This is a genomic window from Bacteroides sp. LFL-34, from assembly GCF_027257075.1.
Classification (GTDB): domain Bacteria; phylum Bacteroidota; class Bacteroidia; order Bacteroidales; family Bacteroidaceae; genus Bacteroides; species Bacteroides ovatus.
On sequence record NZ_JAPQKZ010000002.1, the window covers coordinates 172,412 to 196,277 of the forward strand.

The following is a 23,866-nucleotide window of genomic DNA, read 5'->3' on the forward strand; positions in this document are numbered from 1 at the left end:
TCACCCTCGCCACAGAAAGTTGTAGCGAGGGTGATTTCGATAAAAGGGGAGTTTTTGATACATCCCCTTATTTTTGTGAGGTGATTCTTTAAGAGACAGTGCTCTGTAAATCTCTTTGGATAGACCTCTTTTTACTCGAAAGTACCATAGCGAGTGGGTAGTAGCTTACGGTCTCCCAAGGTGTTATCTACGCGAGCTACATTTATCCAGAATTTATTATCACGTACACTTTCTATAGGATAAGCTGCTTTCTCGCGTGTATATGAGTGCTCCCAACGATCACTTACAATTTCATATTCTGGATGAGGAGCATTAATCAATACATTATCATCTTTATCCGCTTCGCCATTCTTCACTTCTTGAATTTCTTTCCAGATATTCAGCATGACATCTACGAAATTGTCTAGTTCTGCCAGACTTTCACTTTCTGTTGGTTCAATCATCAACGTACCGTGGACGGGGAAGGAGAGGGTAGGAGCATGATAACCGTAATCCATCAGGCGTTTGGCAATATCATTCTCCGAGATTCCTGCTTCTTCATGTACTTTCCGGCATTCCAGAATCATTTCGTGCCCTACGAAACCGTTGGCTCCCCGATAAACAACTCCATACGTATCTTTCAGACAAGTAGCCAGATAATTAGCGTTCAGGATCGCAATTTTAGTCGCCTGTGTCAGTCCTTCTGCACCCATCATGCGGATATATCCGTATGTGATAGGCAGAATACCTGCACTGCCGAATGGAGCTGCCGATACTTGATTTTGTGAATTGCCGAAGATTCCGTGTCCGGGAAGGAAAGGAACCAAATGTTCGGCTACGCAGATAGGACCGACTCCCGGACCTCCGCCACCATGAGGGGAAGCGAATGTTTTATGAAGATTCAAGTGACAGACATCTGCACCGATGAATCCCGGATTGGTTAATCCTACCTGTGCATTCATGTTGGCTCCGTCCATATATACTTGTGCACCACAGGCGTGAATGATGTCGCAAATCTCTTTTATCTCGGTCTCGAAGATACCATGTGTAGAAGGATAAGTAATCATCAGTGCAGCCAATTCATCTTTATTTTCTTCAGCTTTTACACGTAGGTCAGCCATTTCTACATTCCCCTGCTCGTCGCATGCACAGGTAACAGTTACGAAGCCTGCCTGTATAGCAGACGCAGGATTTGTTCCGTGAGCCGAAGCTGGAATCAAGACTTTGTTACGGTGTCCCTGACCGATACTTTCGAGATAGGCGCGAATCACACGAAGGCCTGCATATTCTCCTGCAGCACCCGAATTGGGTTGTAGGCTGACCCCTGCAAACCCGGTGATAACTTTCAAATCTTCACTTAGGTTCTTGATTAATTCACGATAACCTTCTGCTTGGTCTTCCGGAACCAGCGGGTGCATACCCATAAACTCGGGACGGCTTAAAGGCAACATTTCTGCGGCTGCATTCAGCTTCATTGTACATGAACCGAGGGAAATCATGGATTGTGCAAGAGAAATATCTTTGCGGTCCAGACGTTTGATGTAACGCATCATCTCTGTTTCCGTGTGATACTTGCTGAATACTTCATGTGTCAGGAAAGGAGTTGTACGTTTTAAATCCTTGTCGATGTTGCTTCTTTCCGGAATGTCGTCTACTTTCTGGTAATCTTTTCCGGCGGCAATGGCAAAAATCGAGAGCAACACATTGGCAGCTGCCACATCTGTTGTTTCGTCAATGCTGAAACCAACATTGCCATTTTCATAATAGCGCAGATTAACTTCTTTGGTAAGTGCTATCGTGCGGATTTGCTGTGCCGAAACGTGTTCGGGCAATTCGAAACGTAAGGTGTCAAAGTATTGAGCGTTGACTTGTGTATATCCGCATTTCTTTAATTGCTTTTCAAGAAATACAGTAATGCTGTGTATACGTGATGCAATTGTAGTGATACCCTCCTGACCGTGATAAACGGCGTAAAAGCCTGCCATAGTAGCTAATAATGCTTGTGCGGTACAGATATTTGAAGTTGCTTTTTCCCGTTTGATATGTTGTTCACGTGTCTGTAAAGCCATTCGGTAGCAGAGTTTGCCATATTTGTCTTTAGACCATCCGATGATTCGTCCCGGCATATTCCGTTTGTATTCGTCTTTGGTAGCAAAGAAAGCAGCCGATGGACCGCCATAGAACATTGGGGTACCCAAGCGTTGTGTGGTTCCGAATACAATATCTGCTCCCCATTCTCCCGGAGGAGTTAGCAGGGCGAGACTTAAAATATCAGCGGCAACAGCTACTTTGCAGTCTGCGGCATGTGCTTTTTCGGTAAATTCAGAATAGTCCTCTACGTTTCCATGTGAGTTCGGATATTGCAGAATACAGGCAAACACTTCCGGTGAAGGTTCAAAATCTTTATATTTACCTACACGTAGTTCGATGCCTTGAGGTACGGCACGTGTAGTCATGACAGCTAATGTCTGCGGAAAAATATTCTCGTCTACGAAGACTACGTTCGCATTGGCTTTCTGTTGCGCGCGGGAGCGTAAGGCATACATCATGCTTACGGCTTCGGCGGCGGCAGTTGCTTCGTCCAGAAGTGAGCAGTTGGCGAGTGGCATGGCAGTAAGATCACATACGGCTGTCTGGAAATTCATCAATGCTTCCAGACGTCCTTGCGATACCTCTGTCTGGTACGGAGTGTAAGAAGTATACCATACTGGGTTTTCGAATACATTCCGCTGGATAACGGCCGGAGTGATCGTGTTGTACCATCCCAAACCGATATATGTGGTATATAGTTTGTTTTTAGCTGCCAGTTCAGCGATGTGTTTTCCAAATTCGTATTCCGTCAGTGGACTAGTCAATGCAAGCGGCTCTTTCAGCCGTATATTGGCGGGAATTGTCTGATTAATCAGTTCGTCCAGTGAGTTCACGCCAATTTTGCGGAGCATTATGGCTGTATCTTGTTCATTGATGCCGATGTGACGGCTAGCTAACAAATCGGTTTTCATAATAATCAAGTATTAAATTAAGTATTAAGTATCAAGTATTAAGTATTACTGCGGTTAATGGGCGATTAGCCTTGTTAATACCTAATACCTGATACTTAATACTTCTTTTTTATTATCTAAAAAATGGGTTTTCAGCTTTTTCCATTCCGATAGTCGTGGGAGCGCCGTGTCCCGGATAAACGACTGTTTCGTTGGGAAGAACAAATAAACGGCTGCAAATATGTTCTATCAGTTCATCGAAGTTGCCTCCTGTGAGATCAGCACGGCCGATGCTGCCTTGGAACAGGACGTCACCGGAGAACATGCAGTTGTCTTCTTTGCAATAGTACACCAAGCTGCCGGGTGAATGTCCGGGCACGTGTATTGCTTCCAGTTTGGTATGTCCGAAAGTGATGATATCTCCGTCATGCAGGTATTTGCCCAGTGGTACAGGTTCTTCCTGCAACTGAAAACCAAACATTCTGCTTTGTTTCGGTGCTTCGTCAATCCAGTACTCGTCTGCTTTGTTTGCTTCTGCCGATAACCCGAATTCTTTCAGCATGAACGGATTTCCGAAGATATGATCTAGGTGTAAATGAGTATTCAGCAGATGCTTTACATTCAGTTCATTGGTAAGAATGAACTTTTTCAGTGCCTGCTTTTCTTCTTCATAGAAACAGCCCGGATCAATTACGACTGCTTCTTTAGTGTCATCCCATAATACGTAGCAATTTACGGGAAACATATTAAATTCAAATCTTTTTATTTTCATGGTTTCTCTATGATTTATCATCTATCAGAACATATAGTCTTGTTTAAATCGGAACATATACCACTTTTTTTGTTTTAAAGAACTCTTCCTCGAAGTTGTCGCTCAAGCTATGAATGACCGTTTTATGTTTGAACGGCATTGTTTCATGCTCCAGTTCACCGCCTTTGAGACAGATAAGTCCGTTGGGCAATGCATTCTGTTGTTTCGAAGAGATATTCTTTTTAATAATCTTAATCAAATCCGCCAAAGGCATTACGGCACGGCTGACAACAAAGTCGAACGTTCGTTTCTCCTCTTCTGCACGGGCATGGCGGAAAGTCACATTTTTCAGTCCGATGGCATTTGCCACTTCGGTTGCTACACGTACTTTTTTGCCGATACTGTCTACGAGGTGGAATTTTACCTCGGGAAACAGGATTGCTAAAGGAATGCCGGGAAAACCTCCTCCTGTACCCAAGTCCATGATGCTGGTTCCGGGGCGGAATTGGATGACTTTGGCAATGCCTAATGAATGGAGCACGTGATGCTCATATAAATTCTCAATGTCCTTGCGGGAGATAACGTTGATTTTTGAATTCCAGTCAGTGTAGAGGTCGTATAGAGCTGCGAATTGTTTGCGCTGCTCTTCCGTCAGATCAGGAAAATATTTCAGTATGATTTCCACTGTTTGAATTTTGAATTATAAGTTTTGAATGATAGATGTGGATGAATATCCTATTCTGTCACATGGAAGTGATAACAACAGGATATTCATTGGTGTTCAGCTTTTTATGATTTTTAATTTTTTAGCTCTCCCAGAATCGGGTTACTGCCTAATAGATGTTCCATCATAGCAAATGGGATTGTTACCTTTACAGGTCCCATAGAATAAGGAGTGATATCGTATACATTATAATAGAAGGTGATTCCTTCTTTGCTTAGATAGAAATTTTCTGTCGGAGCGATGTCCCCGGTGGAAGCATATCCCATATCTTCCAATGCTTCGTGAGTGGTCACTTTGTTATCTGCCATGAGCTGATTCCAGATCAGGTCGGTCAATGCGTCTTTGTAGTCTCCGACAAAAATATCATCGAGGCGGAGCGGACGCATCAGGGTGAGGTCCATATTTAAATAAGTTGCCATGTAAATTCCATGTGCACCTCCGGTATATTCGTTATAGTCGATGCGATATACAAGTAGATCTTTATCATACAGTTGCACATGGCTTTCTATACCTTTATAATAAGAATACCAGGCACCGATGGAAGATTCGTCTTCCTTGTCTTTCTCATCTTCGGTATACATAGGCTCGAGATCGCGACGGTATTCGCTGATATAATTCTCGGTATATTGCTTTACAACTTCTTCCGGTTTTTCGCCGATGTATTTATCTCCGAAACAGGCCGAAATGAAATAAGTATTCAGACTGTCTTTCAGCATATCATCCGATGATTTTATCGGATAAGCAAAATTAATAATAATATTGCAGGCCGGTTTGGCTGTATCATTGAAGAGGTGAGCTGTCTTATTCACTTGAATGCTATCAAACTGTAACGCACCTGTGTTTTTGTTCATCTTGTCATGACAAGAAAACAAAAAGCCGCTTACCGAAAGTATAATTGCAAGCAGACTGACATATTGTTTTTTCATACCCATTTTTTCTGTAAATTCAACATTTGTTTTATCATTCACTATTGACAAATATAGATGAAATTCGTGAATCGGGCTAATAAAAACAGAAAAAAATGCAGCTATTTATCCCCCAAAATGGGATTGGCGGATATTATCCGCCAATCAATGCTTGCAAACTTTAGTGATATCTACTGTGAATCCATCTTCAGCAGGCATAAATTTCCCTTTCATTTTCAGAAATTCGATAAGGGTATCTACATCCATGTTTTCTGCCGAGCAAGCATAAAAACGTTGCTGTGAGCCAAACTTCTTAATGATTGCTTCCCGCAATGATGATTCCGAGTAGCTATTTCCTTCCATCATGTGGAGGACTTCATGAGCATGTAATTGTTCCATAATCTTTTTTCTGCAAAGATAGGGCAGAGATTGCTTGGAAACTGTAACATATGTGACAAAACTGCATAATATTCATTGAAAATTGAAAATAACCATTTCACTATGCGTTCCTATTCTGAAGGGTGGTCCCCAAAGAGACAATCCGGAAGATACATACACGTGACTGTTTCCCCATTGGCGATAACCGTGGCTTTGCTCGAAGATATAATCGGTCACCCAATTAATAGGCCATATTTGTCCGTGGTGTGTATGCCCACTGAATTGCAGGTCGATGCCGGCAGCTTCCGTTTTTTCCAAATCAAAAGGTTGATGATCCAATAAAATGATAGGTTTGCTTTTATCGATATTCACCATTAACTCTTGCAGGGAATGACGCTTGCGGTTATGACGGTCATCACGTCCTATCAGTTGTATGCCGTTGGGAAGTGTAACTACTGAATCGCGCAATAATTGTATTTGAGTGCTTTTAATATATCGGATACTTTCATCGATACCGCTAATGTATTCGTGATTGCCGAGAACCATATAGATACCCATAGGAGCTTTCAAGTTAGCTAATTCTTCCGCCATATTCTCTGTATAAAGAGGTACGACGCTATTATCAATCAAGTCACCACTAATCAGTATCAGGTCGGGATGCTGCGCATTTATCATTTCCACATATTTTTTTAATGCGGCTTTCCCTGTACCATTTCCCAAGTGAACATCGCTGATTGCGACGATTTTAATTGCTTGGGGAGTATCTTCATATCGTTTATTGGTTAAAATGCTGACTACATTGGTTTCCGGGTGATGATAGTTATATACCCCACATCCCAGCAATCCCAACGTGAACACTAAAGACAGATAGAACCTATATTTGTAGACAACTTTGAATAATTTCAAGATATCAAACAAAAGCAAGAATAATGCCATGTATAGAGTAAATATCAACCAACTTGTTCCAATGGTGTACATTGAATGGGAGATAAAGACAGGCATCTCAAGGTTACGAGTTAGCATCGTGCCGAAAAAGGATAAAGCACATATCCAGAATAAAACGGTCAGGAATATTTTTACTCCGAGAGATTTAACTTTCAGAGCTTGCTTTGCTCTGATAAATATGTAGGCATTACCTGCCAGATAAAGAGTGATAATGATGAGTAAATATGTAAGCATAGCGTTTACTTAAAAATCAGAGAATTTATTGGGGCAAAGATAGGTTTTATTGTTGAGTAAAAAGAGTTAATAGTGCTGATATGACTCTAAAATAGCCAAATAAAGGAAAGAGAATGTGTCTGTATCGGATTGATTGAATCTTAATTACGAAAAATTATAGGAAAATCTGTTTTTATTCTTATCTTTGTCCTCTGAAATGAAAAAACTAGCCTACATAACAGCACTTATCCTTTCTCTCCTGATTATCTATTCAGGAGGTGGAGTCTCTATTGTGCATTATTGCTGTGTCCGTTGTGAAACGGTGCAGAGCTGTTGTGATACAGGCTGTCCGAAGTGTAAAAAGACTCATACTTGTGATTCAAAAAAAGGTTGTAAAGATAAGGGTTGTACAGCTATTATCTATAAGCTCGATTTGATGAAACATACTACTGAACTGACAACATCAGCTTTAGTAGTCGATCTTTTGTGTGAGCATTTTTGCTATCTGTTGACTCCGACCTATGCGGATAAATCGGTAGAATATGATAGTCTGACCTCTCCGCCACCTCTCTGTTCGAGGCAGAAGCTGGCGCTATATTCCACTTATATTATTTAGCCACTATTTCTTTCTTATTTAATCCTTTGCTTTCAATAGAACATGAAAGTAAAGCAGCACTGAATGCAACTAAGTTGCATGAGAAATGAATTAATTTTGTATCTCGAAAGTAACTTTAGAAAGAATGAAATATATGATAATAGGACTGTTCCTGTTATTTGCCGGCAATATATATGCGCAAGTACGGGGAACAGTGAAAGATAGTACCGGGGAGGCTATTCCGGGTGCCAATGTGTTCTGGATGAATACAGGACAAGGAGTGACAACCAAAGAGGATGGTAGTTTTTCTATTACTAAACCTTCTAAAAGCCACATGCTGATTGTCAGCTTTATCGGTTTTCAGAACGATACGATTCATGTGAGCAGTAAAAATCAACAACTGGATATTGTGCTTCGTGATGGAGTGGAACTGAATGAAGTGAATATTGTCACTCGTAAACTGGGAACAATGAAATTGCGCAGTAGCGTGATGAACGAAGACATGATAAGCAGTGCCGAATTGAGTAGAGCCGCTTGTTGTAACCTGGGTGAAAGTTTTGTGACGAACCCTTCAGTAGATGTGAGTTATTCCGATGCGGCAACAGGAGCCAAACAAATTAAATTGTTGGGGCTGTCCGGCACTTATGTGCAGATGTTGACGGAAAATATTCCGAATTATCGGGGAGCCGCCGCTCCTTATGGATTGGGATATGTCCCCGGTCCGTGGATGCAGAGCATACAGGTTTCCAAAGGAACATCTTCGGTGAAGAATGGTTATGAAGCCATCACAGGACAGATAAACGTAGAATTTAAGAAACCACAGTTGCCGGAAGCCGATTGGGTGTCTGCCAATCTTTTTGCAAGCACTACTAACCGGTATGAAGCCAATGCGGACGCTACATTGAAACTTTCCAAACGATGGAGCACTTCTCTGCTGGCGCATTACGAAAATGAGACCAAGGCGCATGATGGCAACGATGACGGATTTGTGGATATTCCGCAGGTGGAACAGTATAATGTGTGGAACCGGTGGGCATACATGGGCGACCATTATGTTTTCCAGGCAGGTATCAAAGCCCTTTCTGAAACACGTACCAGCGGACAGGCCAATCATGGAGGGACAATGCACTCCGGTGACCTGTATAAAGTAGGGATCGATACGGAACGCTATGAATTCTTCACCAAGAATGCTTATATCTTTAATAAGGAGAAGAATACGAACCTGGCTTTGATTCTTTCCACCACTTTACACAATCAGGATGCTACGTATGGACGCAAACTGTATAATGTGGATCAAACCAACGTCTATGCTTCGCTGATGTTTGAAACGGAATTTAATCCGCAAAATAGTTTCTCCGCAGGGTTGAGCTTCAATTATGACGCTTATGACCAACATTACCGTTTGGAAAATACAACGGACAATCCTCTCAAAGCCTTTGAAAAGGAAGCTGTTCCCGGTGCTTACGTGCAATATACGTTGAACCTGAATGATAAATGGATGGTAATGGCCGGTCTGCGTGGTGATTACAGTAACGAACATGGTTTCTTCGTGACTCCGCGTGCGCATCTGAAGTACAATCCGAATGATTATGTGAATTTCCGTCTTTCTGCCGGAAAAGGGTACCGTACCAATCATGTGTTGGCAGAAAACAACTACCTGCTTTCCAGCAGTCGTAAGGTGGAAATAGCAAAGAACCTGGATATGGAAGAAGCATGGAACTACGGTGCCAGCGTCTCTACTTATATCCCTATATTCGGCAAAACGCTGAATGTGAATGCAGAATACTATTATACGGATTTCCTGAAACAAGTGATAGTGGATATGGATAGCAACCCCCATGAAGTAGCTTTTTACAATTTGGATGGACGCTCTTATTCGCATGTGTTCCAAGTGGAAGCAAGTTATCCTTTCTTCAAAGGATTCACTCTGACAGGTGCTTACCGGCTCACAGATGCAAAAACGACCTACAAAGGTGAACGAATGGAGAAACCGCTGACCAGCAAATATAAAGGACTACTCACGGCTTCTTACCAAACTCCGCTGGGAATATGGCAGTTTGACGCCACACTGCAACAGAATGGTGGCGGTAGGATGCCTACTCCTTATGAACAGGGAGACGGACAGTTGTCTTGGGAACGTCGTTACGGCAGTTTTGAGCAGTTGAGCTTGCAGGTGACCCGTTACTTCCGCCGCTGGTCTATCTACGTAGGAGGCGAGAACCTGACAAACTTCAAACAAAAGAATCCGATTATCGATGCGGCAAATCCCTGGGGGAACAACTTTGATTCTACCATGATTTGGGGACCGGTGCACGGAGCAAAAGGATATATCGGAATACGTTTTAACTTAGCTAGAAATAGTGAGTAAAAGCAGGAAATAGCGAATGAAAGAAACGATCGCATAGAAAATAAAGAATACTAATTTTAAACTGATAGGAAAAATGAAAACAAAAAGATGGATGGCCACTTGTGTAGTGGCTCTTTTGAGTGTAACAGCTGTATTGGCAAAAGATATTCGTGTTGTTGTATTTAAAGTGTCGCAGATGCACTGTGAGAAATGCGAAAAGAAAGTAAAGGACAATATGCGTTTTGAGAAAGGGTTGAAGGATATTTCGACCGAAGTAAAAACGAAAATGGTAACCATTACGTATGACGCTGAAAAAACGAATGTAAAGAAGTTGCAGGCAGGGTTTAATAAGTTCAGTTATGAAGCCGAATTTGTAAAAGAAACAAAGAAAGACGATCAGAAGGCTGATAAGAAGTAATTGAACAAATACCTGTATTAGCTTGTTTCTATAAACAAATAAGGGTTCTTCCCCAACTCCTTTTTTGAGAGGAGGGGGAAGGCCGTAAACTATAATTATATGGGTAACACAACAAAAAAGGCATTTCCTGTGCTTAATATGCATTGTGCAGGATGTGCCAATAATGTAGAAAAAACAGTGAAAAAATTGCCGGGAGTCATTGAGGCTTCCGTTAATTTTGCTACCAATACATTGACCGTTTCTTATGAGAAAGAGCATTTGACTCCCGGAGAGATTCGTGCGGCTGTCCTTGCGGCAGGTTATGATCTGATTGTGGAAGAAGCCCACAAAGAAGAACGCCGGGAAGAGGAACAGCATAAGCGTTACACTCGTTTGAAGTGGAAAGTGATTGGTGCATGGATTTTGGTAGTACCGTTATTGGTATATTCCATGATACTGATGCATGTGCCATATTCTAATGAGATTCAAATGGTACTTGCTATCCCTGTTATGGTCTTTTTCGGAGGTGGTTTCTTCACCGGAGCCTGGAAACAGGCTAAATTAGGACGGAGCAATATGGATACTTTGGTTGCGCTTAGTACTTCCATTGCTTTTCTGTTCAGTCTGTTCAACACTTTCTTCCCCGAATTCTGGTATGACTGCGGATTGGAACCGCATGTCTATTATGAGGCTTCTGCGGTGATTATCGCTTTCGTTCTTACCGGAAAGTTGATGGAAGAACGTGCCAAAGGAAATACCTCAACAGCCATTCGTAAGTTGATGGGAATGCAGCCAAAAGCGGCTCGCGTTCTGCGCAATGGAGTGGAGGAGGAGATCTTGATTGAGAAACTCCAGGTAGGTGATTTGGTGGTTGTACGCCCGGGAGAACAAATACCTGTGGACGGTCAGCTTTCCGAAGGCGACTCGTATGTCGATGAAAGTATGATTAGCGGTGAACCGGTTCCGGTAGAAAAGAAGAAAGGTGATAAAGTATTGGCGGGAACGATCAACCAGCGTGGCTCATTTATCATTCGTGCCGCACAGGTAGGCAGTGAAACCGTGCTTGCCCGTATTATCGCTATGGTGCAGGAAGCACAGGGCAGCAAAGCTCCCGTGCAACGCATTGTCGATCGTATTACGGGGATTTTTGTACCTGTCGTATTGGGCATTGCCATTCTGACATTTGTATTGTGGGTTACCATTGGTGGTAGTGAATATATTTCTTATGGTATTTTGTCGGCTGTTTCTGTTCTTGTCATTGCTTGTCCATGTGCTTTGGGGCTTGCTACACCTACTGCGTTGATGGTGGGTATAGGTAAAGCTGCCAGCCAGCATATTCTGATTAAAGATGCAGTGGCTTTGGAACAAATGCGCAAAGTAGATGTCGTTGTTCTGGATAAAACGGGAACACTGACTGAAGGACATCCTACAGCTACCGGATGGTTATGGGCGCAGTCGCAGGAACCACATTTCAAAGATGTACTTTTAGCTGCGGAAATGAAATCGGAGCATCCGCTTGCCGGCGCTATTGTCTCTGCGCTTCAGGACGAAGAAAAAATAAAACCTGCCGCGTTGGATAGCTTTGAAAGCATTACGGGAAAAGGAATCAAAGCCTCGTATGAGGGACATACTTACTGGGTAGGCAGTCATAAACTCCTGAAAGATTTCAGTGCGACAGTAAGCGATGTGATGGCTGAAATGCTGGTTCACTATGAATCGGACGGTAACGGCATCATTTACTTTGGACGTGAAAACGAGTTGCTGGCTATCATTGCTGTTTCCGACCCGATAAAGGCTACTTCTGCCGAAGCAGTGAAGGAACTGAAACGTCAAGGGATTGACATCTGTATGCTGACGGGGGACGGACAACGGACTGCACTAGCCGTTTCTTCCCGTTTAGGAATCGAACGTTTTGTTGCCGACGCTCTACCGGACGATAAGGCCGAATTTGTACGTGAGCTTCAAATGCAGGGAAAGAAGGTTGCGATGGTGGGCGATGGTATCAATGATTCGCAGGCACTGGCATTGGCTGACGTCAGCATTGCTATGGGAAAAGGAACTGATATTGCTATGGACGTGGCTATGGTGACTTTGATGACATCGGACTTGTTGCTGCTTCCTAAAGCCTTCCAGTTGTCAAAGCAGACAGTCAAACTGATTCATCAGAACCTTTTCTGGGCGTTTATTTACAACCTGATCGGTATTCCTATTGCTGCCGGTATCTTGTTCCCGCTGAATGGTTTGTTATTGAATCCGATGCTGGCAAGTGCCGCAATGGCGTTCTCCAGCGTGAGCGTAGTGCTCAATTCGTTGAGCTTGGGACGAAAATGAGAAATGAACTATAAAAAGACAGGAACCTGTAAGCTGTAAACGATGAATGGTAAGCTGTCATTTATGAACAGCGAACTGTAAATAATAGACGGTGAATACTTTGCGGATAATACGCAATTTATTCACCGTTCATTGTTTTACAACTCACCATTTATGTTTTCTATCGTCCTTCGTATAAATTATCTGTTTCTAAATTCCAATGGCGTCATTCCTACATATCGTCTGAAATACTTGCCAAAGAAAGAGGCACTGGGGAAGTTTAGAGAATATGCTATCTCTTGGATAGTCATATTGGTTCCTTTCAGTTTGGCTTTAGCATCCATAATGACAATATATGCAATAGTGTCCAATACACTTTTACCTGTCACTTGTCTTACTGTCGTACTTAAATGTTGAAGAGATATACCTAATTTATCTGCGTAGAACTGTGCACGACGTTCGTTTTTATAATTCTCGGTGATAACATGAATCAGTTCCCGGCAGATTTCTTTTTTTCGATTCGAACTACCGTTTTCACCCGGAAATTTATGATATATCAATCGTATGCTTGTCAGGATGGTCTGAAGAGACAATTCAACCAATTCAGAATCCATTTCGAAGTTCTCATTGCAGCTGGCCCGTGATAATAGAGCAAAATAGTCTTTCAGATAACTGGCTACCTCTTCATTAAGAGGAACCACCGGCTGTTCTATCAGTTTGGGATATGCGTTACCAATATTCTTCATCAGGTTGATTCGTCCGGCGCAATGTGCGGAAAAGCCGGCAAAGCAAAGGCATACCTTTTCTGTTCTCTCCCGAAACTGAATGATTGTTCCCGGTAACAGAGTTATCAGGTCATTAGGACGAATCTCATAATCAAGCAGATTGATGGAGGCTTTCATCGAACCTTCGGTACAGATGGCAACAATACATGCTTGCAACCGGCAAGATTGCTTGTAAATATTGAGAATGTCTTCTGTTACATTCGTCCATGCTAATACTTCGGTAGGCAAGTCTACCTGTGGAAAGTCCATTTTCATAGTTGTGTGTGTTATATTAGGCCAACAAATGTACGCATTTTCTTTTTATTTCTTACCTTTGTTTTTATGAAAACATTTTTTATTGATTGGAATTTGATACCATACGCCGAAGCATGGCAACGGCAGACAGAATGGTTTGATAACATTGTCCGGGCAAAAGTTCAGGGCGAGAGTTATGAAAACCGTATTGTGATGTGCGAACATCCCCATGTTTATACATTAGGACGTAGCGGGAAAGAAAATAATATGTTGTTGAGTGATGAACAACTGAAAGCAATTGATGCCACCCTTTATCATATTGATCGGGGAGGGGACATTACTTATCATGGTCCGGGACAATTGGTATGTTATCCGATATTAAACCTGGAAGAATTTCAGTTAGGATTGAAAGAGTACGTGCATTTGCTGGAAGAAGCGGTGATTCGGGTATGTGCTTTTTATGGCATTGAGGCCGGACGTTTGGAGAAAGCGACAGGAGTCTGGTTGGAAGGTGATACGCCTCGTGCGCGTAAGATTTGTGCTATCGGAGTGAGGAGCAGCCATTATGTCACGATGCATGGACTGGCTCTGAATGTGAATACCGATTTACGTTATTTCAGTTATATCCACCCTTGCGGATTTATAGATAAAGGCGTCACTTCTCTTCGTCAGGAATTAAAGCACGATGTGCCGATGGACGAAGTGAAGCAACGCCTCGAAGAGGAGCTTAGAAAACTATTCCAACTCCCAGTTGCCAGGTGCGGCGCATAAAGCAATCTTTATCAGCCAAGGCGTATGAGAAGTCTGCACGTATCGGCCAGAAGTTTATTCCGCAGCCTAGGGTGCCGTAGTTGCCCGCTCCTTTGTCTTTGTCTCCGAAATGATATCCCGCACGGACAACACCATATTTCAGGAAATTATATTCAGCTCCTATGCCAGCCTGGAGATGACGGATTTCAGAGGGGAGCAGATAGTTGAAGTCGAGAGCCACTTGCAAACGGTTTTCTATGCTGAATGGCAGGTCGATTGTACCTCCCAATCCTAATCTGGCGGGTAACTTTTGTCCGTCCAGCTTTTTACCTAAGTTGGCAGCTTGGAAACCAATGCTCCAGGAAGCCATTTCGTCCAATAGAGCCATATTGCGATAGTAGGTCGCGCCGAAGTCCAGACAAACGCTATTCTTGCTGTCTGCGTTTTCCGCGGCTTTGGCTTGCAGGTATCTGAACGTTAATGAAAGAGACAGATTTTTGGCTACATTTCTGAAATAAGCAGCTTCTAAATCCCAGATATGAGGACGGTAATCGAATACCTTAGGATCTTTGAAATGCCGGAAACCTACAGCAAATCCATGTATGCCTTCCCTTCCGATCCGGTAGAAAAGAGAGGCGCTATGTAGCGCATAATCTTGGTTGATCTTAGCGTATGAATAACTCGCACCCATCACTTCTTGTGAGAAAGCGATGGTAGAAGCATTATGAAAAATAGCTGTACTACCGTTATCGGTGGTAGCTAATCCTGTACCTGCCATACCTGCCGATTGGGCGTCCGGAGTAAGTTCCAGAAAATAGGCGCTTGCCATTTCTTGTGCTCCCAGCAAAGTGGGGAATAAGCACGAGGCGAGAAGGAAATGTTTTACTCGTTTCATAATCAGTTATTTTTAGAGTGAGACATCCGGACAACACGTATGCCTGTCCACGATTTATTGTTGTTTAGCATGTGATTGAGAGGTTCGTCGCTGACAACTACTTTTCCCAATGTAGAAGAAGCGTGCAGCAGGTGCAGTTTTCCCTCTTTATATTCTGCTATTCCCACATGAGCAATGTCCAGTCCGGGCATCTTCGTTGTAATAGCAATAATGTCTCCATTCATGATCCAGGGCAATCCGGCTTCCGGCAGTTCGCTTTTCGGCAACCAATGTACGACTTTTCCGGAGATTGCTTTTTCATATTCGGCCATTTGTCGTACATTTTCCGGCGAATCAGCCAATTTTTTATATTGCTTGGGATGGGTAGACATATACGAAAGAGAGATTTTCTGGGTATGCGCACTGTTTTTGGCAGTAATGTCGGTGAGGAATCCGTGGCGGATTCCGTTCTCTATCCATTCGGAAGTATAATGCAACCGGGAAGGATAACCGTTGATGATGCCGTCCCGATAACGTATTTTTTGCAGATTGTCGGCAAAGGAAGAGCCGAGTGCCTGTGCCAACGTGTATTCTACGAAAGTGAGGCAATCTACGGCATCAGTCCGGATCACTAATGATTCTTCTCCGTCTTGATCTAATGTGTTAGCCACGTATTTAGTTCCCAGGTAAGATTTCCCGATTCGTAACATGGGTTCGGGGTTTTCCGGGAATACAACGCCGTCGCGCAACCATTTCTCCAATTCCTGTGTCCATTGTTGCTTATATTTAAAATGATCCTGAAATCCCCAGCCATGTCCTCCGGTAGGATAAACATGGAGAGTTGCCGGAACCTTGTTTTTCTGTAAAGCAAGGTAATAGTTTACTCCGTGGTAAGGTGCTACGGAAGGGTCGTCGGAGGTAAGAGCGATAAATGCTTGTGGAGTATCGGGCGTTACTTGCAATTCGGCGGAAAACTTCTGTATTTGTTCCATTGTTGGATTTTTGCCTAGCAATGCAGTTCTTGTATTTCCACGGGTGACTTGCATCATCGTAACCACCGGATAAAGTAATATCTGAAAGTCCGGACGTGTTTCCGAATTGTAGTGAGTGGCGAGTGTAGCAGTTAAATGTCCTCCCGCAGAGGCTCCCATTAATCCTACCTTGTAAGGGTCGACATTCCATTCTTTGGCATGTTGGCGTACCATGCGAATGGCTTGTTCGGCGTCTGATACGGGGACTTCCCAATGTCCGTTCGGCATCCGGTATTTTAATACTATATAGGTAATACCTTGTCCGCAGAACCAGGGAGCCATATCATACCCCTCTCCATCCATACCCAGTCCACGATACCCGCCTCCGGGACACATGATAATAGCCATTCCATTCGGCTCTTCCGGGTGGTAGACCGTCAGGGTGGGATGCGTGACATTCGTGACAAAATGAGGACGCGTTTCCTGCTCCTCTCCGGTTAGTCCACTGGAGTTGGGAGCACCGTCGGGCCACAAAGGTAGCTCGACGGGCTGCTGCGCAAATGATATGGCAGTTACAAGTGATACTATAATGGATAATAGTCTCCTCATAATGATTTATTTAACTTTCATTGAAGCCTTTATAAAGTAAAGAATCAGTAAGGCATACGCTCCTAATGCCAACACTTCTGACCAAGTATTGTTCAACCATGCCTCATTAACCAGATTGATTCCACCAAAGCGCATCGCGGCACTGATTACTCCCATCAATGCACCTCCGGCAATGAAACCGGATGCCAGTAAAGTTCCTTTTTCACCTCTTTCCGTATTCAGAGATGCATCTTTGCTACGTGTTGTAACAAACCAATTCACTGCTCCACCCACTACCAACGGTACATTTAGTTCCAATGGAATAAACATACCCAATGCGAAAGCTAATGCAGGAATTTTACAAAGAGTCAGAATAATAGCTAAGACAGCCCCAATGCCATATAACAACCAGGGTGCACCTACACCGCTCATTAGTGGTTCGATAACGGCCGCCATCGCATTTGCTTGCGGAGCAGCCAATGCGCCACTTGTAAATCCGTATGTCTTATTCAGGATAATCATTACACCGCCTACTGTTGCAGCCGATACGATTGTTCCCAAGAACTTCCATGTTTCCTGTTTGGCAGGCGTGCTTCCGAGCCAGTAACCAATCTTCAAGTCGGTGATAAAACCTCCTGCCATCGACAGTGCGGTACATACTACACCACCCATTACCAATGCGGCAACCATGCCCGAAGGACCTTTCAGTCCGACAGCTACCATCACTACGGAAGCCAATATCAGTGTCATCAATGTCATTCCCGAAACCGGATTAGTACCAACAATCGCAATGGCGTTAGCTGCTACTGTGGTGAACAGGAAAGAGATGCCGGCAACCAATACAATGGCTACCAATGTATGCAACAGATTCCCTTGCATGACATCGAGATAGAAGAATAATACGATTAATATCAGTGTGATGATGGAACCGATAGCGATAATCTTCATGGAAAGATCCCGTTGGGTACGGATAATGCTCTTCTCTACATTCCCTTTACCGCCCATTTCTTTGGCTGCCAGCCCGACAGCGCTCTTGATGATGCCCCAGGAACGGATAATACCGATCACACCTGCCATAGCGATACCGCCGATACCGATGCTCTTGGCATAATATTTGAATATTTCTTCCGGGCTCATCATACCTACGGTAGAGGTGATTTCCGGATTCCATGCATTCAGTACACTGTCACCCCAGATAGCAGACATTCCCGGAATGATAATCCACCACACAGCCAGTGAACCGGCACAAATGATGGAAGCATATTTCAGTCCGACGATATATCCCAAACCAAGCACAGCGGCACCGGTGTTTACCTTGAATACCAATTTTGCCTTTTCTGCCAGCATTTCTCCGGCACTGCAAACACGGGTAGTAAAATTCTCGTTCCACCATCCGAATGTCGCTACGATGAAGTCATATAATCCGCCGATCATACCTGCCATCAATAATGGTTTGGCCTGGCTGCCGCCTTTTTCTCCGGAGATCAACACCTGTGTAGTAGCTGTTGCTTCCGGGAAAGGATATTTTCCATGCATGTCGCTGACGAAGTATTTACGGAAAGGGATCAGGAATAGAATACCCAATACGCCACCCAATAAAGAGCTGATGAATACCTGCATGAAGGTAACCGTCATCTCGGGATATTTAGCTTGGAGAATATAAAGAGCGGGGAGGGTGAAGATCGCTCCGGCAACGATTACTCCGGAACAAGCTCCGATAGACTGGATAATCACATTTTCGCCCAACGCATTTTTTCTTTTGGCAGCTCCGGAAACTCCTACGGCAATGATCGCAATTGGAATAGCTGCTTCAAATACCTGTCCGACCTTCAACCCCAGATAGGCAGCGGCGGCTGAAAAAAGGATTGCCATGGCAATACCCCATGCTACTGACCAGATATTAACTTCCAGATAATTTTTAGAGGGACCCATCAACGGGTTGTACACTTCCCCAGGTTTCAACTCTCTGAACGCATTCTCGGGTAACCCGGTGAATTTGTCTTCTTCTTGTTTCATAGTTTTTATAATTTGCTAATGTGTTAATTTACATTTCCGTCCTCAAAGTAAACAAAAAAAAAGGAGAACCGAAAGATTCTCCTTTATGTAATAGTCTATTTTTTCCTACTTTGCATCTTTTGCCGTCATATCGCCTTCGATATACAATCTTACCATCTCTGTTTTGGCGTTGGTACGCAAGGTGATTGATTTTTTGAAATGTCCCGGATATTTGCCTGTTCCGTTATAAGTCACCTTGATTGTTCCCTTTTTACCCGGCATGATGGGTTCCTTTGTATATTCGGGTACTGTACATCCGCAAGAGGCTACAGCCTGATGGATCACCAGCGGGGCATCGCCGATATTAGTAAAGGTAAATGTGCAACTGACAACCGGGCTGTTTTCAGAAAACTTACCGAAATCGTGAGTTGTTTTGTCAAACTTGATATCTGCATTTGTTTGTGCAAATGCAAAGCTTACGCCCATTACTAACAGGGTCATTAAAAAAAGTATCTTTTTCATTTTTCCTTCTCTTTTTGATTACAAACGACAAAGATAATGCTTTTCCCCTAAAATATACTTTATGGAGTGCGAAATAGTATTAAACGATTCTCTTTTGCTATTTTGAGAGTTGGAATCCGAGCATCATTCCATCGTAATTTTCGGCCAGTGAACTAACTGTTTTCAGTGCGGTACTGCTGCTTTTGCTGCCGATGAAAGCCATTAATTTCAACAGTTTGTCCGAGTTGAACAGTAACTCCAGTGAACTGGAACTGCAATTTACTTTAGCGTGCAGATTCAGAAGTTTCAAATACTTCAAATCAACTTGTTTGGTTGAAGCATTGTAGGAGTAAGTGCCTTTCAATGTTTTCTTGCCCACCGTGCTGGTGAAAGTACTGTCGGCATTGAAAGTGAAACTCATTTGGCCGTCTTTAATACCTATTTTGCTTAATTGTTCGTTCAGCTTATTTTCAGCCATAGTGGCTGCGGCAGCTCCGCCTGCTTTCATTAGTAAGTTATCCGATTCGAACTCTACGGCCGAACCTTTGTAGTTCCATGTTCCGGTCATGTCGATAGATTCGGTGGTTCCGGTGATGGCATTCACTACTTTTGAAATGTTGTCCTTATTTAATAAGTCGGACCATGATTGCGCCTGGCTGTTAGTCGCCATCAGCATAAATACTGCCATAAAGGCAATAGATAAAAAACTCTTTTTCATTTTCATTCTTCTTTCATTTAACATTGAGATCCTTGTTTATGTTTTCTATGTAGTTGAGTATATCAATACGTCCTGTGCGGTCTTCCGAGGAAGATACGAAGTGAGGAGGGAGCTCTTCCCATTGTTTACTCAACTCACGTAAATAGGCATTGATATTCATTTTTAAACGTCCACCTTTGAGTTTATCGGCTTTGGTAAAGATGATAGAGAAGGGGATACCGTTCTCGCCCAGCCATTCCATAAACTCAAGGTCTATTTTTTGAGGTTCCAGCCGGCTGTCTATCAGGACAAAGAGGTTGGTCATTTGCTCCCGTTCCAAAATATAATCTTCGATTATGGTGCGTATCTGGTCTTTCCCTTTTTGTCCGCGTCGGGCATAGCCATATCCCGGAAGGTCGACGAGATACCAATTCTTATTGATAAGGAAGTGGTTGATTAACATCGTTTTTCCCGGAGTAGAGGAGGTCATGGCCAGACCTTTACGACTGGTCAACATATTGATAAGACTTGATTTACCCACATTCGAACGGCCTATAAAGGCATATTCCGGGAAAATACCGGCTGGGCATTTCTTCACGTCCGTATTGCTAATCACAAATTCAGCACTTGTTATTTCCATTTTCTTGTCATTTATTTCTTTGTAAAATCGTTTATAATAAACTTGTTCATTGTTTATAATAAACTATTGCGCAGTTTATAATAAACTCTGCCATTATTTATTATAAACTTCGGAGTACCTGTTTTCATGGTACTTTCAGCGTTTTCCCTTTTTTAGACATACAAATTAACCCCGCAAAGGTAAGCGTTCCATTTAACATTAGCAATTCATAACCGAATTTATATCCGGTTTCTTTTTCAATCCACCAGTCGGCAAGATAGCAGATCAGTGGTGAAAGGATGGCTATGAGAGGAACCCACCGGTCGTTCGTTTGCCTGCGTGTAAAAAGTCCGAAAGCAAACATTCCAAGCAGGGGGCCGTATGTGTAGGAGGCGATGATATATATGGCGTCAATAACGCTCTTATTATTAAGTATTTCTACCAGGCAGATGAAGAATGCCAATAAGACTGATAACGATAAATGCACTTTGCTTCTTTTGCGACGTGCCGTTTCTTCTGTGTCTTTTTCCGTATTCAGCAGGTCTACGCATACACTGGTTGTCATGGCTGTCAGGGCGGAATCCGAGTTGCTGAAAGCTGCTGCGATAATACCGATTGTAAAAAGTACCAATACGGATTGTCCCAGATAACCTTGGGCTGCAAACATGGGTAGTATATCATCATTCATGGCTGGCAGTTCGAGGTGCATCTGTCCCGCTAGCGCTATTAATAGAATTCCCAAGCATAGAAAAAGGAAATTTAGCGGAATGAATGAGAAACCGTAGCAGTACATGTTTTTTTGTGCTTCCTGGAGGTTCCGGCAAGAAAGATTCTTTTGCATCATATCCTGATCCAGTCCGGTCATTACGATGACGATGAAGATACCACTGAAGAACTGTTTGAAGAAGTTCTGTCGGGATACCCAGTCGTCAAATACAAAAATACGGCTGTGTTCGCTGTTTTGGATTGTTTGCACAATGCCGCTGAAGTTAAGGTCTAATCTTTGGATCGTAAAATAGATGATAAAAATCAGAGCGGCAATCAGGCAAAATGTTTGTAAGGTATCTGTCCACACAATGGTCTTTATTCCGCTTTTATGAGTATATATCCATACCAATGCAACCGAACCGACAGCAATCAGCCAAAAGGGAACGTGCATTTCCTGAAATACATACGTATGGAGAATGAGGCATACCAGATAAAGTTTGGCTGCGGTTCCCAACATGCGTGACAGCAGAAAGAAAAAGGAACCGGTGCGATAGGCACGCATCCCGATGCGGGTGCCGAGATATCCGTAGATACTTGTCAGATTCAACTTATAATATAAAGGAAGTAAGATATGGGCTACGGCCATGTATCCGAAGAAAAATCCGAGTACCGTTTGCATATACGTCATATCCATTCCGCGCACCATTCCCGGTACAGAGACGAAAGTGACTCCGGAGATAGAGGCGCCAATCATTCCAAAAGAGACTATATACCAAGGTGATTGGTTCTCTCCCTTGAAGAACGCTGCATTCGATCCGCCCTTACGTCCGGTGATACGGGCTATTAGTAATAATACCGCGAAGTAGCAAAGAATAGTGACTAGTATCATCATAACAGATGCAAAGGTAGCAATTTTTGTAGGTATTAAAAACAATAATCTGTATCTTTGCAAGGTTTTATCGATAGAACAGCAAATATTATCTATGAACCAACAATATCCTTCTATACTGCTTGAAAAGGCAGTCGGCGAATTTTCCAAACTTCCGGGTATCGGGCGTAAGACGGCTATGAGGCTTGTTCTGCATCTGCTCCGTCAGGATACGGCTACGGTGGAAGCTTTCGGAAATTCTATCATAACGTTGAAACGTGAGGTGAAATACTGCAAAGTGTGTCATAATATATCCGATACTGAAACTTGCCAGATTTGCGCTAATCCGCAACGGGATGTTTCCACTGTCTGTGTGGTGGAAAATATCCGTGATGTAATGGCGGTGGAAGCAACCCAGCAGTATCGCGGGCTTTATCACGTTTTGGGTGGGGTTATTTCTCCAATGGACGGAGTCGGACCGAGTGACCTTCAAATTGAAAGCCTGGTGCAGCGGGTGGCTGAAGGTGGAGTCAAAGAAGTTATTCTGGCATTGAGCACTACGATGGAGGGGGATACTACCAACTTCTATATCTATCGCAAGCTGGATAAACTAGGGGTTAAACTAAGTGTGATAGCCCGTGGCATATCGGTTGGTGATGAACTTGAATATGCCGATGAAGTAACTTTAGGACGCAGTATTGTGAACCGGACGCTTTTTACCGGAACTGTATAATCATTATTAATCATTTAAGAACGAACATGGAAGAACAGATAAAACGAGCTGTCAGAAATTTGAATATCAGTTATGTTTTCTTTTGGGTGCTCCCGGCATTTTTGCTTGGGGCAGGAGAATTTGAACTTTTTCCCGTAGGAGGTTTGGTAGATAACGCATCAGCTACCTATTATTTTGAGACGGTCGGCATTTTGCTCACTGCTTTGTGTGTGCCTCTTTCTCTCAAATTATTTAGCTTGGTGCTTAAGAAAAAGATAGATCACATGACTATCACGCTTGCCTTGAAGCGATATGTGCAATGGAACATTGTTCGCTTGGGAGTGCTTGAAGTAGCTATTGTAGTGAACCTTTTGTGTTACTACCTGACGTTGAGCAGTACGGGTAACCTCTGTATGCTGATTGGCCTCACGGCGTCACTTTTCTGCCTGCCCAGTGAGAAGAGATTGCGTAACGAACTTCACATTGCAAAAGAAGAAAAGCTATGAGACAGTCTTTCTTGATGAACGAGCGTATCTATCTTCGTGCGGTAGAACCGGAAGATATGGACATTATGTACGAGATGGAAAATGACCCTTCAATGTGGGATATTAGTAATTTTACGGTTCCTTATTCCCGTTATGTGCTTCGTCAATACATCGAAGGCTCACAGTGCGATGTGTTTGCCGATAAGCAATTGCGGCTGATGATTGTACGCAAATCTGACCAGTGTATACTCGGCACAATTGATATAACAGATTTTGTACCCCTTCATTCGCGGGGAGAAGTAGGGATTGCCGTCCATAAGGATTATCGGCAACGAGGTTATGCTACTGATGCATTGAAATTGCTTTGTGAATATGCTTTTGATTTTCTGTCTTTAAGTCAACTCTATGCACATGTCATGACGGATAATGAAGTATGTGTAAAACTGTTCACCTCTTGTGGTTTCGTTCAATGCGGATTATTAAAAAACTGGTTGCAGGTGGAGGGTTGTTACAAAGATGCATTGCTTCTCCAATGTTTGAATCCTAAGAAATGA

At 43.1% G+C, this 23,866-nt stretch carries 22 protein-coding genes; 8 read left to right on the plus strand and 14 right to left on the minus strand.

The features are described from left to right. Positions 1-131 precede the first annotated feature (131 nt). The 6 genes from gcvP to N5O98_RS01170 all read right to left on the minus strand — a co-directional run bounded on the left by gcvP (position 132) and on the right by N5O98_RS01170 (position 6,897). A complete protein-coding gene (gcvP, locus tag N5O98_RS01145) occupies positions 132-2,981 on the minus strand; it encodes an aminomethyl-transferring glycine dehydrogenase (RefSeq protein WP_004311626.1) in 2,850 nt (949 codons plus the stop codon). A 112-nt stretch (positions 2,982-3,093) separates the two neighbouring features. After that, a complete protein-coding gene (locus tag N5O98_RS01150) occupies positions 3,094-3,732 on the minus strand; it encodes an MBL fold metallo-hydrolase (protein WP_004311627.1) in 639 nt (212 codons plus the stop codon). Between the two features lie 43 nt (positions 3,733-3,775). Then, positions 3,776-4,396, minus strand: a complete 621-nt coding sequence (gene rsmG / locus N5O98_RS01155; RefSeq protein WP_004300406.1) for a 16S rRNA (guanine(527)-N(7))-methyltransferase RsmG — start codon at positions 4,394-4,396, stop codon at positions 3,776-3,778. Positions 4,397-4,509: 113 nt separating this feature from the next. Continuing rightward, a complete protein-coding gene (locus N5O98_RS01160) occupies positions 4,510-5,361 on the minus strand; it encodes an RsiV family protein (protein ID WP_004326964.1) in 852 nt (283 codons plus the stop codon). Positions 5,362-5,505: 144 nt separating this feature from the next. Further along, positions 5,506-5,739: a YecH family metal-binding protein gene (locus N5O98_RS01165; protein WP_004306297.1), complete on the minus strand. Its 234-nt coding sequence runs from the start codon at positions 5,737-5,739 to the stop codon at positions 5,506-5,508. Between the two features lie 72 nt (positions 5,740-5,811). Further along, positions 5,812-6,897 (minus strand): metallophosphoesterase, encoded by a 1,086-nt coding sequence (locus tag N5O98_RS01170; protein WP_004306295.1) that lies wholly within the window; start codon positions 6,895-6,897, stop codon positions 5,812-5,814. A 196-nt stretch (positions 6,898-7,093) separates the two neighbouring features. Between N5O98_RS01170 and N5O98_RS01175 the strand changes: the two genes are divergently transcribed. The 4 genes from N5O98_RS01175 (at position 7,094) to N5O98_RS01190 (ending at position 12,546) form a co-directional block, all read left to right on the plus strand. Then, positions 7,094-7,492, plus strand: coding sequence for a hypothetical protein (locus N5O98_RS01175; RefSeq protein WP_004306293.1), 399 nt, complete (start codon positions 7,094-7,096; stop codon positions 7,490-7,492). A 124-nt stretch (positions 7,493-7,616) separates the two neighbouring features. Further along, a complete protein-coding gene (locus N5O98_RS01180) occupies positions 7,617-9,839 on the plus strand; it encodes a TonB-dependent receptor (protein ID WP_008647295.1) in 2,223 nt (740 codons plus the stop codon). Between the two features lie 73 nt (positions 9,840-9,912). Continuing rightward, positions 9,913-10,236 (plus strand): heavy-metal-associated domain-containing protein, encoded by a 324-nt coding sequence (locus N5O98_RS01185; protein ID WP_004306288.1) that lies wholly within the window; start codon positions 9,913-9,915, stop codon positions 10,234-10,236. Positions 10,237-10,335: 99 nt separating this feature from the next. Next, on the plus strand, positions 10,336-12,546 hold the full coding sequence (locus tag N5O98_RS01190; RefSeq protein ID WP_004311630.1) for a heavy metal translocating P-type ATPase: 2,211 nt from the start codon (positions 10,336-10,338) through the stop codon (positions 12,544-12,546). A 179-nt stretch (positions 12,547-12,725) separates the two neighbouring features. On the opposite strand, the gene N5O98_RS01195 is transcribed toward N5O98_RS01190, so the two are convergent. Further along, positions 12,726-13,565, minus strand: a complete 840-nt coding sequence (locus N5O98_RS01195) for a helix-turn-helix domain-containing protein (protein ID WP_004311631.1) — start codon at positions 13,563-13,565, stop codon at positions 12,726-12,728. Positions 13,566-13,631: 66 nt separating this feature from the next. Between N5O98_RS01195 and lipB the strand changes: the two genes are divergently transcribed. Continuing rightward, complete coding sequence (gene lipB / locus N5O98_RS01200; RefSeq protein ID WP_004311632.1) at positions 13,632-14,315, plus strand: lipoyl(octanoyl) transferase LipB; 684 nt, start codon at positions 13,632-13,634, stop codon at positions 14,313-14,315. Here lipB and N5O98_RS01205 read toward each other — a convergent pair. The 7 genes from N5O98_RS01205 to N5O98_RS01235 all read right to left on the minus strand — a co-directional run bounded on the left by N5O98_RS01205 (position 14,272) and on the right by N5O98_RS01235 (position 22,139). Then, positions 14,272-15,189: a PorV/PorQ family protein gene (locus N5O98_RS01205; protein WP_004311633.1), complete on the minus strand. Its 918-nt coding sequence runs from the start codon at positions 15,187-15,189 to the stop codon at positions 14,272-14,274. The genes lipB and N5O98_RS01205 overlap by 44 nt on opposite strands. A gap of 2 nt (positions 15,190-15,191) precedes the next feature. Continuing rightward, positions 15,192-16,748, minus strand: a complete 1,557-nt coding sequence (locus N5O98_RS01210) for an N-acetylmuramoyl-L-alanine amidase-like domain-containing protein (protein WP_022199364.1) — start codon at positions 16,746-16,748, stop codon at positions 15,192-15,194. Between the two features lie 6 nt (positions 16,749-16,754). Further along, positions 16,755-18,743, minus strand: coding sequence for an OPT family oligopeptide transporter (locus tag N5O98_RS01215; RefSeq protein WP_118160971.1), 1,989 nt, complete (start codon positions 18,741-18,743; stop codon positions 16,755-16,757). 105 nt (positions 18,744-18,848) lie between these two features. Then, positions 18,849-19,244, minus strand: coding sequence for a DUF1573 domain-containing protein (locus N5O98_RS01220; protein ID WP_004300420.1), 396 nt, complete (start codon positions 19,242-19,244; stop codon positions 18,849-18,851). 97 nt (positions 19,245-19,341) lie between these two features. Next, a complete protein-coding gene (locus N5O98_RS01225; RefSeq protein ID WP_004306277.1) occupies positions 19,342-19,965 on the minus strand; it encodes a DUF4923 family protein in 624 nt (207 codons plus the stop codon). Further along, positions 19,955-20,560: a ribosome biogenesis GTP-binding protein YihA/YsxC gene (yihA, locus tag N5O98_RS01230; protein ID WP_004311636.1), complete on the minus strand. Its 606-nt coding sequence runs from the start codon at positions 20,558-20,560 to the stop codon at positions 19,955-19,957. Before yihA ends, N5O98_RS01225 begins: the two co-directional genes overlap by 11 nt. A 124-nt stretch (positions 20,561-20,684) precedes the next feature. Then, positions 20,685-22,139, minus strand: a complete 1,455-nt coding sequence (locus tag N5O98_RS01235) for a sodium:solute symporter (protein WP_022199365.1) — start codon at positions 22,137-22,139, stop codon at positions 20,685-20,687. Positions 22,140-22,230: 91 nt separating this feature from the next. Between N5O98_RS01235 and recR the strand changes: the two genes are divergently transcribed. Genes recR through N5O98_RS01250 form a run of 3 tightly spaced genes read left to right on the plus strand, consistent with a single transcriptional unit; the run spans position 22,231 to position 23,866 of the window. Then, a complete protein-coding gene (gene recR, locus N5O98_RS01240; RefSeq protein ID WP_004311638.1) occupies positions 22,231-22,848 on the plus strand; it encodes a recombination mediator RecR in 618 nt (205 codons plus the stop codon). Between the two features lie 26 nt (positions 22,849-22,874). Then, positions 22,875-23,333, plus strand: coding sequence for a hypothetical protein (locus tag N5O98_RS01245; protein WP_004311639.1), 459 nt, complete (start codon positions 22,875-22,877; stop codon positions 23,331-23,333). Further along, the gene (locus N5O98_RS01250; RefSeq protein ID WP_004311640.1) at positions 23,330-23,866 is read left to right on the plus strand and encodes a GNAT family N-acetyltransferase; all 537 of its coding nucleotides are present in this window, start codon (positions 23,330-23,332) and stop codon (positions 23,864-23,866) included. The genes N5O98_RS01245 and N5O98_RS01250 overlap by 4 nt, the downstream gene beginning before the upstream one ends.